At 73.2% G+C, this 16,608-nt stretch carries 15 protein-coding genes; 6 read left to right on the forward strand and 9 right to left on the reverse strand.

The features are described 5' to 3' along the window. Window positions 1-14: 14 nt before the first annotated feature. The 5 genes from F8R89_RS07595 to F8R89_RS07615 all read right to left on the reverse strand — a co-directional run bounded on the left by F8R89_RS07595 (window position 15) and on the right by F8R89_RS07615 (window position 6,810). The gene (locus tag F8R89_RS07595; RefSeq protein WP_151783237.1) at window positions 15-1,253 is read right to left on the reverse strand and encodes an MFS transporter; all 1,239 of its coding nucleotides are present in this window, start codon (window positions 1,251-1,253) and stop codon (window positions 15-17) included. Window positions 1,254-1,277: 24 nt separating this feature from the next. Continuing rightward, window positions 1,278-2,702: a CitMHS family transporter gene (locus F8R89_RS07600; protein WP_383656859.1), complete on the reverse strand. Its 1,425-nt coding sequence runs from the start codon at window positions 2,700-2,702 to the stop codon at window positions 1,278-1,280. Window positions 2,703-2,801: 99 nt separating this feature from the next. Further along, window positions 2,802-5,054: a molybdopterin oxidoreductase family protein gene (locus tag F8R89_RS07605; protein WP_151783239.1), complete on the reverse strand. Its 2,253-nt coding sequence runs from the start codon at window positions 5,052-5,054 to the stop codon at window positions 2,802-2,804. Window positions 5,055-5,614: 560 nt separating this feature from the next. Further along, the gene (locus tag F8R89_RS07610) at window positions 5,615-6,220 is read right to left on the reverse strand and encodes a TetR/AcrR family transcriptional regulator (RefSeq protein WP_151783240.1); all 606 of its coding nucleotides are present in this window, start codon (window positions 6,218-6,220) and stop codon (window positions 5,615-5,617) included. A 65-nt stretch (window positions 6,221-6,285) separates the two neighbouring features. Further along, window positions 6,286-6,810 (reverse strand): hypothetical protein, encoded by a 525-nt coding sequence (locus tag F8R89_RS07615; protein ID WP_151783241.1) that lies wholly within the window; start codon window positions 6,808-6,810, stop codon window positions 6,286-6,288. A gap of 183 nt (window positions 6,811-6,993) precedes the next feature. Here F8R89_RS07615 and hmgA point away from each other — a divergent pair, with 183 nt between their 5' ends. Genes hmgA through F8R89_RS07630 form a run of 3 tightly spaced genes read left to right on the forward strand, consistent with a single transcriptional unit; the run spans window position 6,994 to window position 10,256 of the window. After that, window positions 6,994-8,310: a homogentisate 1,2-dioxygenase gene (hmgA, locus tag F8R89_RS07620; RefSeq protein ID WP_151783242.1), complete on the forward strand. Its 1,317-nt coding sequence runs from the start codon at window positions 6,994-6,996 to the stop codon at window positions 8,308-8,310. Between the two features lie 27 nt (window positions 8,311-8,337). After that, window positions 8,338-9,087, forward strand: a complete 750-nt coding sequence (locus tag F8R89_RS07625) for a GntR family transcriptional regulator (protein WP_151783243.1) — start codon at window positions 8,338-8,340, stop codon at window positions 9,085-9,087. Window positions 9,088-9,113: 26 nt separating this feature from the next. Beyond that, window positions 9,114-10,256, forward strand: coding sequence for a type ISP restriction/modification enzyme (locus tag F8R89_RS07630; protein ID WP_151783244.1), 1,143 nt, complete (start codon window positions 9,114-9,116; stop codon window positions 10,254-10,256). 4 nt (window positions 10,257-10,260) lie between these two features. Here the strand turns inward: F8R89_RS07630 and F8R89_RS07635 are convergent, their stop codons facing one another. Then, on the reverse strand, window positions 10,261-10,974 hold the full coding sequence (locus F8R89_RS07635; RefSeq protein WP_151783245.1) for a TetR/AcrR family transcriptional regulator: 714 nt from the start codon (window positions 10,972-10,974) through the stop codon (window positions 10,261-10,263). Window positions 10,975-11,037: 63 nt separating this feature from the next. Between F8R89_RS07635 and F8R89_RS07640 the strand changes: the two genes are divergently transcribed. Together F8R89_RS07640 and F8R89_RS07645 are read left to right on the forward strand one after the other, a co-directional pair. After that, complete coding sequence (locus F8R89_RS07640; RefSeq protein ID WP_151783246.1) at window positions 11,038-11,976, forward strand: ATP-binding cassette domain-containing protein; 939 nt, start codon at window positions 11,038-11,040, stop codon at window positions 11,974-11,976. Continuing rightward, on the forward strand, window positions 11,973-12,755 hold the full coding sequence (locus tag F8R89_RS07645; protein ID WP_151783247.1) for an ABC transporter permease: 783 nt from the start codon (window positions 11,973-11,975) through the stop codon (window positions 12,753-12,755). The genes F8R89_RS07640 and F8R89_RS07645 overlap by 4 nt, the downstream gene beginning before the upstream one ends. A gap of 247 nt (window positions 12,756-13,002) precedes the next feature. Here F8R89_RS07645 and F8R89_RS07650 read toward each other — a convergent pair whose 3' ends face one another. The 3 genes from F8R89_RS07650 to F8R89_RS07660 all read right to left on the reverse strand — a co-directional run bounded on the left by F8R89_RS07650 (window position 13,003) and on the right by F8R89_RS07660 (window position 14,750). Beyond that, window positions 13,003-13,272: a hypothetical protein gene (locus F8R89_RS07650; RefSeq protein WP_151783248.1), complete on the reverse strand. Its 270-nt coding sequence runs from the start codon at window positions 13,270-13,272 to the stop codon at window positions 13,003-13,005. Window positions 13,273-13,398: 126 nt separating this feature from the next. Further along, window positions 13,399-14,211 carry an anti-sigma factor domain-containing protein gene (locus tag F8R89_RS07655; protein WP_151783249.1) on the reverse strand — a complete coding sequence of 271 codons (813 nt, stop codon included), beginning with the start codon at window positions 14,209-14,211 and terminating at the stop codon, window positions 13,399-13,401. Beyond that, a complete protein-coding gene (locus F8R89_RS07660; protein ID WP_062670759.1) occupies window positions 14,208-14,750 on the reverse strand; it encodes a sigma-70 family RNA polymerase sigma factor in 543 nt (180 codons plus the stop codon). Before F8R89_RS07660 ends, F8R89_RS07655 begins: the two co-directional genes overlap by 4 nt. Before the next feature lie 209 nt (window positions 14,751-14,959). On the opposite strand from F8R89_RS07660, the gene F8R89_RS07665 reads away from it, so the two are divergent. Beyond that, on the forward strand, window positions 14,960-16,495 hold the full coding sequence (locus F8R89_RS07665) for a DUF4331 domain-containing protein (protein ID WP_151783250.1): 1,536 nt from the start codon (window positions 14,960-14,962) through the stop codon (window positions 16,493-16,495). The last annotated feature ends 113 nt before the right edge of the window (window positions 16,496-16,608 follow it).

A 16,608-nucleotide genomic window follows, 5' to 3' on the forward strand; every position in this document is an offset into this window, starting at 1 on the left:
GGCCTTACGGCCCATCAGATACCACTCTTTCGACGCAATACGGCTCTCGGTCCGCGTCGCGCGCCGTCGTCCCCCGCCTCCCCGGACGGCCGCTCGGGCGAGCGCAGGGCCGTCCCCGCCGAGACCAGCAGCAGCGCGCCCAGCATCATGAACGGCGCCGCCACCCCGGCCAGTCCCGCGACCAGGCCCGCCGACGCCGGGGCGGCGACCTGCCCGAGGCGGTTGCCGGTCAGCCGCAGCGCGAGGGCGGTGGAGCGGGCGCCCTCGGGGGCCGCCTGGACCACGGTCGTCATGGAGAGCGGCTGGCCGACGCCGAGGCAGAAACCCAGCACCGTCAGCATCGCCGCGAGCGCCCACACCGGCACCGGCAGCGCCACGCCCGCGCACAGCAGGCCGCCGAGCAGACAGGTGACCGTCAGCAGCGCCGTGCGCCCGAGCAGCCGCAGCAGGGGCGTCAGGACCAGCCGGCAGGCGATGGTCGCCACGGCGCGCAGACTGAGCAGGACCCCGACCACGGAGGGCGCGATGCCCCGGTGCTCGCCGACCACCGGGAGGTAGGCGGTGAGGATGTCGGTGGCGGAGAGCACGGAGAGGCTGACGAAGATGCCGCCGGGGACGCCCCGGGAGCGCAGGATGCGCCCGACGGACACCCGGTCGCCCGGCGCCTTGCGGGACTCGGCGGCCGTACGGCTCTCTGTGCGCCACAGCGAGGAGAGGGCGACCGCGCATCCGGCGCCCGCCACCAGCAGGGCGAGCGCGCTGCCGTGCGCCCGGTCCGGGCCGCCGATCAGCGCGCCCGCCGCGATCGGCCCGACGAGCTGGCCGAGGGAGGCGCCGATGGTGAAGTGCCCGAAGTTGCGGTCCTGTTCGTGCGGGGCGGACTGCCGGGCGACGAGGGACTGCGCTCCGATGACGAAGCAGAGGTGGCCGAGGCCCATCACGCCGCTCCAGACGGCCATCGCCCCCAGCGAGCCGGCCAGGCCGCTCAGCGCGCAGCCGCCGGAGATCAGCACGACGCCGGCGGGCAGCAGCGGGGCGCAGCGTCCGTGGTCGGTGCGGCGGCCCAGCGGGACCGCGGCGAACAGCGGGAGCAGGGCGTACACCCCGGCGATCACGCCGACCGCCCGCTCGTCGGCGCCGAGCGCGAGGGCCCGGTAGGAGACGGCGGGCCGGGCCATCGACACCGCCCCCTGTGCGAAGCTGAAGGCGATGACGAGGCGGAGCAGCCAGCCGCGGTTCCCACCGGGCGCCATGAGCGGAATCCTCCGTGGAGCGGGTCAGACGGTGCCGAAGAGGACGCCGGCCGCGAGGACGACGAGGCAGGTGAGCGCGGCCCACTTGACCACGAACCGGGTGTGGTCGCCGAACTCGACCTTGGCCATGCCGACGAGGACGTAGACGGCCGGGACGAGCGGGCTCGACATGTGCAGCGGCTGGCCGGCCAGGGAGGCGCGGGCCATCTCCAGCGGGGTGACGCCGTGGGCGGCGCCGGCCTCGGCGAGGACGGGCAGGACGCCGAAGTAGAAGCCGTCGTTGGACATGAAGTAGGTGAGCGGGAGGCTCAGCACGCCGGTGACCAGGGCCATGTGCGGGCCCATGCCGTCGGGGATGACGTCCACCATCCAGGTGGCCATGTGGTCGACCATGCCCGTGCCCTGGAGGACACCGGTGAAGACGGCGGCGGCGAAGACCATGCCGGAGACGTTGAGGACGTTGTCGGCGTGGGCGGCCAGGCGGGCCTTCTGGTCCGGGATGTGCGGGAAGTTCACGGAGAGCGCGAGCGCGGCGCCGAGCAGGAACAGCACCGGGATGGGCAGCAGTTCCATGATCATGGCGGTCAGCAGGGCGACCGTGAGCAGCGCGTTGAACCAGTACAGGCGGGGCCGCAGGGTGGGCCGGCCGGGGTCGAGCGCGGCGAAGCGCTCGTCGTCGGCGCTCTCGGAACTCCCGCCGCCCGCCAGGGAGTCGGCCGTCACCGAACCGGTGCCGCCCGCGCCCACGAGGACCGTCTCCGGCTCCTTCTCCTCGACCAGGACCGCGTCGAGGGCGAGCGTCCCGAGGCGCCGGCGCTCGCGCACCCCGAGGACGTACGACAGGACGAGGACGGCCAGCAGGCCGACGGCGAGGGCCGGGATCATCGGGACGAAGACATCGCCGGCGTCGACCTTGAGCGCGGTGGCGGCGCGGGCGGTCGGGCCGCCCCAGGGCAGCGTGTTCATCACGCCGTTGGCCATCGCGGCGACGCCGGTCATCACGACCAGGCTCATCTTCAGGCGCTTGTACAGCGGGTACATCGCCGAGACCGTGATCATGAAGGTGGTCGAGCCGTCGCCGTCGAGCGAGACGACCGCGGCGAGCGCAGCCGTGCCGACGACGATGCGCATCGGGTCGGCCTTGCAGAACCGCAGGATGCCCCGCACGATCGGGTCGAACAGGCCGACGTCGATCATCACCCCGAAGTAGACGATCGCGAACATGAGCATCGCCGCGGTGGGCGCGAGGCTGGTGACGCCGTCGATGACGTAGTCCCCGAGCTTCGCGCCCTTTCCGACGAAGACGCAGAACGCGGCCGGGATCAGCACGAGTGCCGCGATCGGTGACATCTTCTTCATCATGATCAGGACCAGGAAGGTCGCGATCATGGCGAAGCCGAGAAGGGTCAGCATGAGTGGATACCTAACGTTCGCCCTTGAACGACCCACCAGGGCCGGCGGTGCGTTGGACGTTAGGTCCCGCCGAACGGCGTTAACAAGACGTTGACATGCGAGCAATAAGCGCAGAACTCCAGGTCAGAGCTTTGCTCAGGTCAGCGCGCTGATCGTTTCGGCCACCGGGGACACCTCGACGGGCACGCCGTTGAGCACCGCGTTGCCGGACAGCGGGTCAAGCGCGCGGCCGTCGAGGAGCTGGTTGACGTTGACGCCGGGGTCGGCGGAGGCGTGGCCGAGCCGGGTGCCGGGGCGGTCGTGGCCCCAGCCGTGCGGCAGGCTCACCACGCCGGGGCGCACGGCGTCGGTGACCTCGGCGGGCGCGGTCACCTCTCCCCCGGCGCCCTTGAGGCGTACGGGCGCCCCGTCGCGGACGCCGAGGCGTTCGGCGTCGTCGGGGTGGATGTGCAGGGTGCAGCGGTTGGAACCGCCGGTGAGGGCGGGCACGTTGTGCATCCAGCTGTTGTTGGAGCGCAGATGCCGGCGGCCGACCAGGACGAGCCCGTCGGGGCGGTCGCGCAGGGCCTGCCTGAGCCGGGGCAGGTCGCCCGCGATGGGGCCGGGCAGCAGCTCCACCTTGCCGCTGGCGGTCTTCAGCGGCTGCGGCAGCCGGGAGGCGAGGGGCCCGAGGTCGATGCCGTGCGGGTGCGCGAGGAGCCGCTCCAGGGTGAGCCCGTCCGGGCGGGCGCCGAAGCCGTCGCCGTACGGGCCGAGGCGCAGCATCATGTCGAGGCGCCGCTCGGGGCCGTTGACGCCGGTGAGCCGGCCGGCGAGGTCGCGCGGGTCGCGGCCGTGGACCGGGGAGTGCGGTTCGGTGACGGCCTTGCCGAGTGTCTGCCCGATCACCATGTCGTCCACGGCGGAGGGGTCGGTGCCGTGCAGGCCGGTCGCGGCCAGGACCAGCCGGGCCATGATCTCGGTCTCGGCCATGCGTCCGGGCTCCAGCGGGACCGCGGGCCGGGTGTAGCGGACCTGGTTGCGCACGGCGAGGGTGTTGAAGGCGAAGTCGTGGTGCGGGCTCTGCGACGGCGGGGGCGGCGGGAGGACCACGTGCGCGTGCCGGGAGGTCTCGTTGAGGTAGGGGTCGACGCTGACCATGAACTCCAGGGAGTCCAGGGCCTTGTCGAGGCGGTCGCCGTCGGGCGCGGAGAGGACGGGGTTGGCGGCGACGGCGATCAGGGCACGGACGGGCGTGCCCTCGCCGGTGGCGGTGTCGATCTCCTCGGCGAGCGCGGAGAGCGGCAGTTCGCCCTTGGCCTCGGGGTGGCCGCTCACCCGGGAGCGCCAGCGTCCGAGCGCGAAGCCGCGGCCCGGTCCGGCGGGGCGGGGCGTGCGGTCGGTGGCGGCCTGCGGGAAGAGGGCGCCGCCGGGACGGTCGAGGTTGCCGGTGAGGAGGGTGCAGACGTCCACGAGCCAGCTGGCGAGGGTGCCGTGCGGGACGGTGCAGCTGCCGATGCGCCCGTAGACGGCGGCGGTGGGGGCGGCGGCGAGCTCACGGGCGAGGGTCCGGATGGTGCCGGCGTCCACGTCGCACGCCTCGGCGACCGCCTCGGGGGTGAAGTCCCGCAGCGCGTCGCGGAGTTCAGCGAGACCCTGGAGGTGCGGGGCGAGGTCTCCCAGGTCGGCGAGGTCCTCCTCGAAGAGGGTGTGCGCGAGGGCCGCGAGGAGCAGCGCGTCCGTGCCGGGCCGGATGGCGATGTGCCGGTCGGCGAGCCGGGCGGTGCGGGTGCGGCGCGGGTCGACGACGGTGAGGGTGCCGCCGCGCGCCTTGAGGGCCTTCAGCCGGCCGGGGAAGTCGGGGGCGGTGCACAGACTGCCGTTGGACTCCAGCGGGTTGGCCCCGATCAGCAGCAGGTGCGACGTGTGGTCGAGGTCCGGTACGGGGATCGCGTTGGCGTCGCCGTAGAGGAGTCCGCTGGAGACGTGCTTGGGCATCTGGTCGACCGTGGAGGCGGTGAACAGGCTGCGGGTGCGCAGGCCGGCGAGGAGGACCGGCGGGTAGAGGGCGCCGGCCATGGTGTGCACGTTGGGGTTGCCGAGCACGACGCCCACGGCGTCCGGTCCGTCCCGGTCGACGACCGCGCGCAGGCCGGCGGCCACGGCGTCGAAGGCCTCCTCCCAGGTGGCCTCGCGCAGGACGCCGTCCCGGCGCACGAGCGGGGCGCGCAGCCGGTCGGGGTCGGCGTCGACGGCTCCGAAGGCGGCGCCCTTGGGGCAGATGAACCCCTTGCTGAAGACGTCGTCGCGGTCGCCGCGGGCGCCGGTGACCTCGGTCCCCTCGATCGTGAGCGTCAGGCCGCAGGTGGCCTCGCACAGGGGGCAGATGCGCAGTGCGGTGCGGGACACGGGTCCTCCCGGGGTGGGTGACGGCGGCGGTGCGCCCCGCCGTATGCCGAGCATACCGACCGGTACGCATGCTGGGGAGCCTTTGGGCGGGGCGGTGGGCGTCGGGCCGACGACGGGGAACCGTCGGGCCGACGACGGGGAGCCGTCGAGCCGGGCGGGGGCCGTCGGGCCGACGACGGGGAGCCCCTGGGCCGGGCGGCAGCCGTCGAGCCCACGACGGGGAACCGTCGAGCCGGGCGGGGGCCGTCGGGCCGACGACGGGGAGCCGTCGGAGCCACGGCGGGGAACCGTCGGGCCGGGCAGCAGCCACGGACCCACGGCGGGAAACCCCCGGGCCCGGCGTCAGCCACCGCACCCACGGCGGGGAACCGTCGGGCCGGGCAGCAGCCACCGCACCCACGGCGGGGAACCGTCGAGCCGGGCAGCAGCCATCGCACCCACGGCGGGAAACCCCCACGCCCGGCGCCAGCCATCGCACCCACGGCGGCGACCCCCCACACCCGGCGCCAGCCCCACGTCAGGGAGCCGTCGAGCCGGGCGGCGGCCCTGAGGGGCAGCCGTCAGTCCAGGACGCGGCCGAGATACGCCCCCAGCAGCTCCCGCGCCTCCTCGAGGATCCGCTCGTCGCCCTCCGGTGCCATCCGGAAGGCGAGGTGGACCAGGGTGTCGGCGGTCTCCACGGCGACGAGGAAGGTCCGGCGCAGGTCGTCGTCCGGTTCCTGGCCGAGGTGGCCGGCGAGCAGGTCGGTGAGCCGGTCGGCGACGCGGCGGTTGGGCTCGCCCCGGGTGCCGACCGGGATCTGGTTGCCGAAGTCGACGAGGGAGAACCCGGGCGCGGTGCGCTTCATGGCGACGTACTCGTCGAGGAGGGCGTCCAGCGCGCCCTGCCAGCCTCCGCCGCCGGCCCCCTTCAGGCGCTCGGTGACACGGGCGCTGTAGCGCTCCAGGTTGCGTGCGGCCAGGGCGTCGGCCATCTGGCGTTTGTTGCCGAAGAACCGGTAGACCGAGCCGATGGGGACGCCCGCGCGCTGGGCGACGGCCCGGGTGCTCAGGTCGTCGTAGCCGACCTCGTCGAGGAGGTCGGCGCAGGCGTCCAGGATCCTGGTGAGCCGTTCGGCGCTGCGCCGCTGCACGGGCGCCCGGCGGAGCGATGCGGGATGGGGCACGCCCCCATGATGCCCCTGGCGCACGCCCCGGTGAACATCGGCCCCCGGGCGCCCGGAGCACCCCGTCACGGGGCCGGGCTGCCCGTCGCCTCCGCCTCGGACGCGGTGATGTCGGCCGTCCGCTCGACGGGCTCGTCGCCCACGGCCCACACCGTGCCGTCGTCGGCGTAGAGCCGGACGGTGACCTGGTGGGTGCCGCGCGGGACGAGGGAGGCGGGGATGCGGTACCGGTCGGTGCGCAGCTCGGTGACGAGACGGCCGTCCACGAGGAGGTGGGCCATGCCCCGCCCGGCGGCCGGCTCGCCGCTGGTGCCCGCGGGCGAGAAGCGGAAGTTGCGCAGGGTCAGCCGGACGTCCCAGTCGCCGGCGCGGGCCGGGTCGGGCTGCACCTCGATGCCGACACCGGGGGCGTCCTTCTCCCCGACGTCGCGGTAGTGCCGGCCGTCGCCGTCCGTGTCGTCCAGGACCTTGCCGACGGGCGAGGAGGCGATGCCGTCCTGCCCTCCGGGCGTGCCGGAGCCGCAGGCGGCCGATCCGGCCAGCAGGAGGGCGGCCGCGAGGGCCGCGGAGAGGGACCGTGTCCACGACATGCCCGGAGACTAGAACACGGGTCTGACAGCGGGGATCCACCTTGAGTCGGGTCCGTGTCCGCCTCGCGGCGTAGGCGGGCCGTCGCCCCGCGGATCCTCCCGGACGAGTCGGGCCGATCTCTTGCGCACGGGAAATCGCAATCCTACGGTGAAGCATAGGAATCGGATCGCGAGGGAGCGAGCATGAGCGGGGACGCGCGGAAGACCGCCGAGGGCCTGACCTATCTGACGGGGTTCGGCAACGAGCACAGCTCGGAGGCGGTGCCGGGCGCCCTGCCCGAGGGCCGCAACTCCCCCCAGCGCGCCCCGCTGGGCCTGTACGCGGAGCAGCTGAGCGGTTCGGCGTTCACCGAGCCGCGGGCGCACAACCGCCGCTCGTGGCTCTACCGCATCCGCCCCTCCGCCCAGCACCCGGCGTTCACCCGCACCGGCAACGGCGCCCTCCGCACGGCGCCCTTCACCGAGACGGTGCCGGACCCGAACCGGCTGCGCTGGAACCCGCTGCCCGACCCGGAGCCGGGCACCGACTTCCTGGCCGGCCTGTGGACGCTCGGCGGCAACGGCGACGCGACCCAGCGCGCCGGGATGGCCGTGCACCTCTACCACGCCAACGCCTCGATGGACCGGGTGTTCAGCGACGCCGACGGCGAGCTGCTCATCGTCCCGGAGCGCGGAGGGCTGCTGCTGCGCACCGAGTTCGGGCTGCTGCATGTGGAGCCGGGACACATCGCGCTGATCCCTCGCGGGGTGCGCTTCCGTGTGGAGCTGCTGGACGACTCCGCCCGGGGCTATGTGTGCGAGAACTATGGCGCGCCGTTCCAGCTGCCCGACCTGGGCCCGATCGGCGCCAACGGCCTCGCGAACGCGCGGGACTTCAAGGCGCCGGTGGCCGCCTACGAGGACACCGAGGGCCCGGTGGAGGTGGTGAACAAGTTCTGCGGGAACCTGTGGACCGCGACCTACGACCACTCCCCCCTCGACGTGGTCGCCTGGCACGGCAACCATGTGCCCTACATCTACGATCTGCGCCGTTTCAATGTGATCGGCACCATCTCCTACGACCACCCCGACCCGTCGATCTTCACCGTGCTGACGTCCCCGTCGGACACCCCCGGCCTGGCGGGCGTCGACTTCGTGGTCTTCGCGCCGCGCTGGCTGGTCGGCGAGGACACCTTCCGGCCGCCGTACTTCCACCGGAACGTGATGAGCGAGTACATGGGGCTCGTCGAGGGTGCCTACGACGCGAAGGCGGAGGGCTTCGTGCCGGGCGGCGGCTCGCTGCACAACATGATGTCCGCGCACGGCCCGGACCGGGAGACGTTCGACCGCGCGAGCGCCGCCGAGCTGAGGCCGCAGAAGATCGACGACGGTCTCGCGTTCATGTTCGAGACCCGCTGGCCGGTGACGCTCACCCCGCAGGCGGCCGGCGCCGAGCACCTGCAGCGGCGGTACGACGACGTCTGGGACGGCCTGGAGCGTCACTTCCGTCCGTTGCGCTGACCGATCCGCGGAAGGTACGGATAGCCCGTGACCCCCTTCGCCCCGGACTCCATCGTCCTGAACCGCAAACTGCCGCTCTGGTACCAGGTGTCGCAGTCGCTGCGCGCCTCCATACTGGGCCGCCGGCCGCAGGACCCGTTGCGCCTGCCCACCGAGGAGCAGCTCGCGGAGCACTACGGCGTGAGCGTGCTGACGATGCGCCAGGCCCTGAAGGAGCTGGAGGACGAGGGACTGATCACCCGGCACCGGCGGCGCGGCACCTTCATCGAGCCGGACGCCCGCCGGAGCGCCCCGGTGCGGCTGCTCGGCTCGGTGGACGCGATCGTGGCCCAGCAGTCCGGCATGACGGCCGAACTGCTGGAGCACGGCCCGGCCCCGGTGCCGGCCGAGGTCGCCGAGCACTTCCCGGACCTCGACGAGGTGGCGGCGTACCACCGGCTCCGCAGCGACGGGACGACGGGCGAGCCGACCAACCACGCCCGCAACTACGTCCGTCCCGAACTGGCCGCGCGCATCGACCCGGACGACCTGCTGCGCTGGCCGATGACCAAGGTGCTGCGGGACGTCGTCGGGGCGGACATCAGCCGGATCACGGACACCGTGGAGGCCCGGCTCGCCGACCCGGAGACGGCGAGGCTGCTCCAGGTCCCGCTGCTCAGCCCGATCCTGCACTACACCGGAGTGACCTACGACGCGGGCGGCCGGGTGCTGGACGCGGCCGTCATCCACTACCGCGGCGACCGCTTCTCCTTCACGGTGACCCTGGAGGCCACCTGACCCCCGGGCGGCCTCCAGGCCGTACGATGCCGGGCGTGACGCACGACGACGCTCCGCCGCTGGCGGACCTCATGCCGTGGTCCGTCGCACCGCCGCGGCTCGGCCGGGGCTGGCCGGCGGGCCCCGACGCGGCGTCCCTGAAGGCCCGTTGGGACGCGTTCGTGAAGGCCGAGGGCCCCGACCGGGAGGCCCTGCTCGAGCCGACCCGCTCGCGCACCCTGCACTCGGCGGCCGCCCAGCTGCCCGGCCAGTCCACCGGCACCGGCAAGCTGCTGCGCGCCTCCGGTCCCTGCCCGGAGCCGGTGCGGGTGCTGGCCGCCCCCTTCGACGAGCAGTGGCTGATCCCCGACCACCGGCTGATCGACGCCGCCCGCCCGGAGCTGTGGCGGGTGGCGGACGCACGCCAGGTGTTCGTCGTGGAGAGCCCGGAGACGGGCCTGCTGGCGACCTCGCTGCTCCCCCTGGTCCGGCCGGGCCGCGTCCGCCCGCTCTACCGGCGCCCGCACGGCACGGAACCCAATCTGGCGCCGGGTCTGCTGCCGTACCTCGAAGGCCGCCTCGGTGTCCCGGTCGAGCCGTTCGACGTGCTCGCCTGGACGTTCGCGGCCGTCCGCCCGGACCTGCGGGTGCCGCTCACCGACGACCCCGGGCTGTGGGCGCGCGGGGTGCGGGCGGGCCGGCGGCTCCTGTGGCTGCTGCGCCGCGACGGCGACCGCCCCAAGCTGCCCGGTGGCCGCCGCCCGTACGTGCGCGCTCCCCTGCCGCCCCGGCCGCCGGCCCTGGAGTACGACCGCGCCGAGGAGGTCCTGTCGCTCGGCGAGGGCCGCGTGTCGCCGGTGCCGGCGTCCGCCTGGGACTTCACAGTGGGCGGGGAGCGGGTGCTGGAGCAGTGGTTCGCGGCGCGTACGGCCGTCCCGGAACCGGGCACCCTGGCCGCGATCCGTCCGGCGGCCTGGCCGCGGGAGTGGACCTCGGAACTGCTCGAACTCATCACGGTCCTGGCCCTGCTGGCGGAAGCCGAGCCGCTGGGCGACGACTGGGAGTCCACGGTCACGGCGGCGGATCTGCGGACGGCCGGCGTGCTGCCGGTCCCGCACACGGCCCGCCGGCCGGCGTCGGTGCTGGAGGGGCAGGAGGAGGGCCCGGAGGGTCAGCTCGCGCTGATCTGAGGCCTCAGCGGGCGGGGTCGAAGGCGTCCAGCACCCGTTCCAGGGCCCGCCGGAACACGCCCTCCAGATCGATCGGGCCGCTGCTCTCCATGAAGGCGGCGGCGAGCCTCGGGTAGGCGCCCGTGGCGACCTGGCCGCCCAGGTAGGCGATGCGGACGGCGTTCTCCTCCTCCTCGGACCACGGCATGGAGCGGGTGCGCTCGGACGTGGCGATCTCGTTCGCCGTGTAGGTCGTCACGACGCCGTTGAGGAGCGCGACGAGCTCCATCTTCTCGCTGTACGGGACGTCCAGCGGTTCCAGGCAGTCCAGGCAGTGCTCCAGATAGCGCAGGCTGTTGGGGCTGAAGCCGTAGACCCCGGACATCAGCCGGGGCGCCCAGGTGTGCCGGTGCATGATCGCGCGGGTCTCCAGCGCGTTGCGGATCATGTCGGCCCGCCAGTCGCCCGAGGGCGCGCGGATCTCGTGCTCGGCGCCGATGGCGTCGATCATCAGCTCGTACAGGTCCTCCTTGCGGGGGACGTAGTTGTAGAGCGACATCGTGCCGCAGCCGAGTTCCGCGGCCACATGCCGCATGGAGACGGCGTCGAGCCCGCCCTCGTCGGCGAGGCGCACCGCCGCCGCCGCGATGTCCGCGCGGGTGAACGCGGGCCGGGGGCCGCGTCCCGCCCGCTCGGGTCGCGCCCAGATCACGCTCGGTACGGACGCCTTGCCGGCCATGGATCATCACCTCGGCCTCCATCCTAGTTACGTACACCGTACGTAGTGCGCTATGGTCGGGCCATGACTTCTACGTACGCTGTACTTAGTGAAGGTCTGCGCAAACGGTTCGGGGAGGTAGAGGCCCTGCGCGGGCTGGACCTCGCCGTCGCGCGGGGCACGGTCTGCGGTCTCCTCGGGCCGAACGGCGCCGGCAAGACGACCGCCGTACGACTGCTCGCCACGCTGCTGCGGCCGGACGCCGGCTCGGCCCGGATCGCCGGGCACGATCTGCTCCGCGATCCGGCGGCCGTGCGCCGCCACATCGGGGTCACCGGCCAGTACGCCAGCGTCGACGGGGATCTGACGGGCCGCCAGAACCTCCGGCTGTTCGCCCGCCTGCACCGGGTGCGCGGCCCCGCGGGGCGGGCCGACGAGCTGCTGGAGCGCTTCGGGCTCACCGAGGCCGCCGACCGGCCCGCGTCCACCTACTCCGGCGGGATGCGCCGCCGCCTCGACCTCGCGGCGAGCCTCGTCCGCCGTCCCGACGTGCTCTTCCTGGACGAGCCCACGACCGGGCTCGATCCGGCGAGCCGGGGCCGGATCTGGGAGGCGGTGCGGGAGCTGGCCGCGGAGGGCACGGCCGTCCTGCTGACCACGCAGTATCTGGAGGAGGCGGATCAACTCGCCGACGACATCGCGCTGATGGACCGGGGGCGGATCGCGCACACGGGCTCGCCCGCGCAGTTCAAGGCGGTCCTGGGCACGCATGTCGAGGTGGTGGTCGGCGACGTGGACACGATGGTGGACGCCGCAGCCGTACTGGACCGGCTCACCGGCGCCGAGCCCTCGCTCGACCGCGAGCGGCGGGCCGTGGGCGCGCTCACCCGGGACGCCACCCTCACCCTCCCCCGTCTCGTCCGGGAGCTCGACGCGGCGGGCGTGGCCCTGGTGGACGCGAGCCTGCGGCCGCCGACCCTGGACGACGTCTTCCTCCGCCTGACCGAGGAGCGTGCGGCATGAGCGCACTGGTGTACGACGGCGGCGCGATGCTGGGCCGGCAGCTGCGGCGGGTGCGCAACAACCCCGGGCTGCTGATCCTCACCCAGACGATGCCGATCAGCATGCTGCTGTTCTTCGGGTACGTCTTCGGCAGCGCCCTCGCGATGCCGGGCGAGCGGTACCGGTCGTTCCTGCTGCCCGGTCTGCTGGTGGCGACGGCCGCGAACGGGATCATGACCGGCATGTTCCAGGCCGCGCAGGACACGCACCGCGGGGTGACGGACCGGTTCCGGACGCTGCCGATGAGCCGGGCGGCGGCCCCGCTCGGACAGGCGGTCGCGGACCTGGTGGTGACGGCGCTGGGGACGGTGCCGCTGCTGCTGACCGGGCTCGCGGTGGGCTGGCGGATCGAGGGGTCCGCGCTCGCGGCGGCCGGCGCGCTGGGGCTGTTGCTGCTGTTCCGGTTCGCGATGACGTGGATCGGGGTGTTCCTGGGGCTGCTCACGCGCAGCGAGGAGGCGGCGGGGCAGCTGGGCGGGGCGACGTTCCTGCTGCCGCTGCTGTCCAACGCCTACATCCCGGCCGACGGGCTGCCGGGGTGGCTGCGCACGATCGCCGAGTGGAACCCGATCAGCGCGGTCACGACGGCGCTGCGGGAGCTGTTCGGGAACGCGCCGGTGCCGGACGGGGCGGCCTGGCCGGTCGCGCACCCGGTCGCCGGTTCGCTGGCGTGGTGCGCGGTGCTGCTCGCGGTGTTCGTGCCGCTCGCGGTGCGCCGGTACGCGCGCGGCGAGGGCTGAGCGGCTCGGCGGGGGGCACTGCGAAGGCCCCGTCGCCTTCCGTGACGGGGCCGGGCCGTGACACGGGGAGGACGGGGCCGGGGAGCGCGGGGGTGGAATTCCGGGGGAACTGCCCGCACCCGGGTGGCACTCCGGGACGCCACCGCGGTGCCGTGGGGATGACGGCGGCGACAGCGCGGCGGCACCGGGACGAAGGGCCGGCCGGGTACGGGCCTTGCAGATGTCGCTCGGCGGTGACCCGTGCGGGTCAGTGTCCGCCGAACAGCGAGCGACGGAGCCTGCGCAGCGGGGCGAAGAGCGAGACGCGGCGTACGCGCGCGGTTCGGTCGCTGCGCTCGTGCACGGTGTCCCGCGTGGTCAGCTCACGCATCAGTGACGTCGCCTCGGCCGCCTCCCGCTGGGGCACGGCGGGTCCCGCCAGCACCGAGAGATGGCGGTCGAGGCGCGAACTGGTCGCGCTGCTCCCGCAGGTGATCGCAGGGACCCTGGCCCTGCTGCGCACTGTTATCTGATCCATGTCACTCCCCACCCGTACGAGTCCACCCGGCCCGGGCAGGTTAACCCTATCGTCCCGGTGGAGCACGCGTGTATCGCGGTCACAGGATTCACCTTCCCCGTAAGGGTGTTGACGACCCGTAGGCGATTACTCTCCGAATCCGACCGATTTCAGGGCGAGTTGGACAATGGGCTGGCTGGTCGGTTGCGGAGAACCGCCGCCGGGCTCGACGGTCACCGCGAGTGACGTCGACGAGGCGTCCAGACCGGATGCGATCAGGGGCGTGTCGCGGTCGAAGAGCCCGAGGGAGCGCGGTTGCGCGCCGGGGCGCATGAGCCAGAGCTGATGCACACGGCCGCCGGGGGGTTCTCCGTATCCGCTGAGCGTGACGACCGCGCGCCCCTCCGATGCGGAAGCCACAACTCCGATCCGTCGGCCCTTCGCGTCCTCTCCGGTGCCCGCGCGGGCGTCGGGCGCGCCCAGAACGTCAGCGATCTCACTCGCCCGGGCCCGCTGAGCGGCCAGGTCGTCCCGCGCCTGGTTCGCCTGCACGGCGAACAGGGAGGCGACGACGAGTGCCGCGGCGGCGGTGGCGGTGGCGAACGGCACGAACAGCGGGCGCCGGGCCGTACGGCCGCGCGGCGGCGGCTGGCCGCCCCACACGTGCGGCGGCAGCTGGGGCGTCCGCGCGCGGGCCGGCGCCCCGGCGCCCTCCTGCGGCAGGGTCCGTACGGCGGACAGCACCCGCTCGCGCAGCGCGGCCGGCGGGGGCGCGGCCGTCGACCAGGCCAGCCGGACGGCGTCCTCGGTCAGCGCGCGCACCTCGGCGGCGCAGACCTCACACGTGCTCAGATGCTTCTCGAAACGCTGCCGTTCGGCCCGCTCCAGGGCGTCCAGGGCGTAGGGGGCGGCGAGGGAGTGCAGGTCCTCGCGCCTCAGCAGGCGGGCGACGAAGCTCACGCGACTCCTCCCAGGCACTTGCGCAGCTGGGTGAGTCCGTCGCGCATCCGGGTCTTGACCGTGCCCAGCGGCAGGGACAGCCGCTCGGCGACCTCACGGTAGGTGTAGCCGTCGTAGTAGGCCAGGGTGACCGACTGACGCTGGAGGGCGGTGAGGCGTTCGAGGCAGCGGCGCACCCACTCGCGCTCGAGGCCGGCCTCGACCTCCTCGGCGACATGGTCGAAGGCGGGCTGTCCGGAGCGCAGGGCCTCGCGCTGCTCGCGCTCGCCGGCGGCGCGGGCGCTGCGCACCCGGTCGACGGCGCGGCGGTGGGCGAGGGTGAGGACCCAGGACAGGGCGCTGCCGCGCCGCGGGTCGAACCGCGCGGCCGACCGCCACAGTTCGAGCAGCACCTCCTGAGCCACCTCCTCCGACTGGGCGGGGTCGCGTACGACCCGCCGTACGAGTCCGTAGACCGGCCCGGAGACGAGCCCGTACAGGTCTTCGAACGCCTTCTGGTCACCGCCCGCCACGAGCACCAGCAGCTCGTCCGCGTCCAACTCGTCTCCCCCTCCAGCCAGACCGCATCTCGGCCGTCCCGTCCTACGAGGTCTTCGCAACAGACACACCTCCGGATGGGGTTACGGATCGAGAAGCCGAAAAAGCGGGTCCGGGGGGCACGGAAATTCTTTTCGGGATCGACCAATCCGGCCCCGCCCCCACTCCGAATCCCGGTGCGTCAGGCAAGTTGGCACTGAGGACGGACGGCATGACACCTACTTCCAGGAGCGGGGCGGGACGCAGGGGACTCGCGACCCTCGTATGCGGTGCGTTGGCCGCCGGCGGGCTCGCAGCCGCCGGTGTGACCGCGCTGGAACCGGGGGCGGCCTCCGCCTCCAGCCACCGCGAGGCCCCGCTGATCTCGGGGACACCGCAGTACGACAACACGGACGTGTACGCGTTCGTCAGCCCGGACAAGCCGGACACGACGACGATCGTGGCGAACTGGATCCCGTTCGAGGAGCCCGCGGGCGGACCGAACTTCTTCCCGTTCGCGGAGGACGCCCAGTACGACATCCACATCGACAACAACGGGGACGCGCAGGGCGAGCTGCTCTACCGCTTCACCTTCGACACGCACACGAAGAACAAGAAGACGTTCCTCTACAACACGGGACCCGTCGAGAGCCTCGACGACCCCGACCTCAACATCACGCAGACGTACGACATCGAGCTGCTGAAGCTGAAGGACCAGCACCTCGTGTCGAAGACGAAGATCGCCAACGACGTCCCGGTGGCGCCGTCGAACGTCGGCAAGGCGTCGATGCCCGACTACGCGAAGCTGCGCCGGGAGGCCGTGCGTGAACTGCACGGCGGCACCTCGACGTTCGCGGGCCAGGCCGACGACCCGTTCTTCCTGGACCTGCGGGTCTTCGACCTGCTGTACGGCGGGAACCTCTCCGAGGTCGGCAACGACACCCTCAAGGGCTACAACGTCAACTCCATAGCCCTGCAGGTCCCGAACCACATGCTGACCGAGTCGGCGGACCAGCCGATCGTCGGCATCTGGTCGACGACCCAGCGCAGGAACGCCAAGGGCTACTACGAGCAGGTCTCGCGTCTGGGCAGCCCGCTGGTCAACGAGGTCGTCAACCCGCTGAAGGACAAGGACCGGTTCAACGCGTCCTCGCCCTGGGAGGACGCCAGGTTCCTGAAGAACGTCACCAACCCGGAGCTGCCGAAGCTCATCGAGGGGATCTACAAGATCCCGGCGCCCGCCGAGCCGCGCAACGACCTGGTGGACGTCTTCCTCAAGGGCGTGAAGGGCCTCAACCAGCCGCCGCACGTGACGCCTTCGGAGATGCTGCGCCTGAACACGTCGATCGAGCCGACGGACAAGCCCAAGCGGCTCGGCGTGCTCGACGGCGACAACGCGGGCTTCCCGAACGGGCGCCGGCTCACCGACGACGTGATCGACGCCTCCCTCCAGGTCGTCGAGGGCGAACTGCTGGGCGCGAAGAACGACCTGGGCGACGCGGTCGACAAGAACGACAAGGACTTCGAGAAGTCCTTCCCGTACGTGGCCCTGCCGACGGAGGGCTCGCGCGGGCCGCTCGCCAAGGGCACGGACGGCGAGACCGACGTCCGCAGCCAGCTCGGTGACGCGCTCCAGCCGGCCGGGGCGTCCGGCGGCATGGGGAACACGGCGCTGATCGCCGGTTCGGCGGGCGCCGGCGCCCTGGGCATCCTGCTGATCGGCGGCGCCCTGCTGTGGTGGCGCCGGATGCGGGACCGGGCGTACTAGCCCACCCGACCGGCCTTGAATCCGGCGCGGCCCGCGAACGTACTCATCCCCCACGGCGCGGGCCGCGTCGCACCACCCGACCACCACCGTCGACGACACCCATCGAGGAGAGG

It is taken from the genome of Streptomyces sp. SS1-1 (assembly GCF_008973465.1).
Classification (GTDB): domain Bacteria; phylum Actinomycetota; class Actinomycetes; order Streptomycetales; family Streptomycetaceae; genus Streptomyces.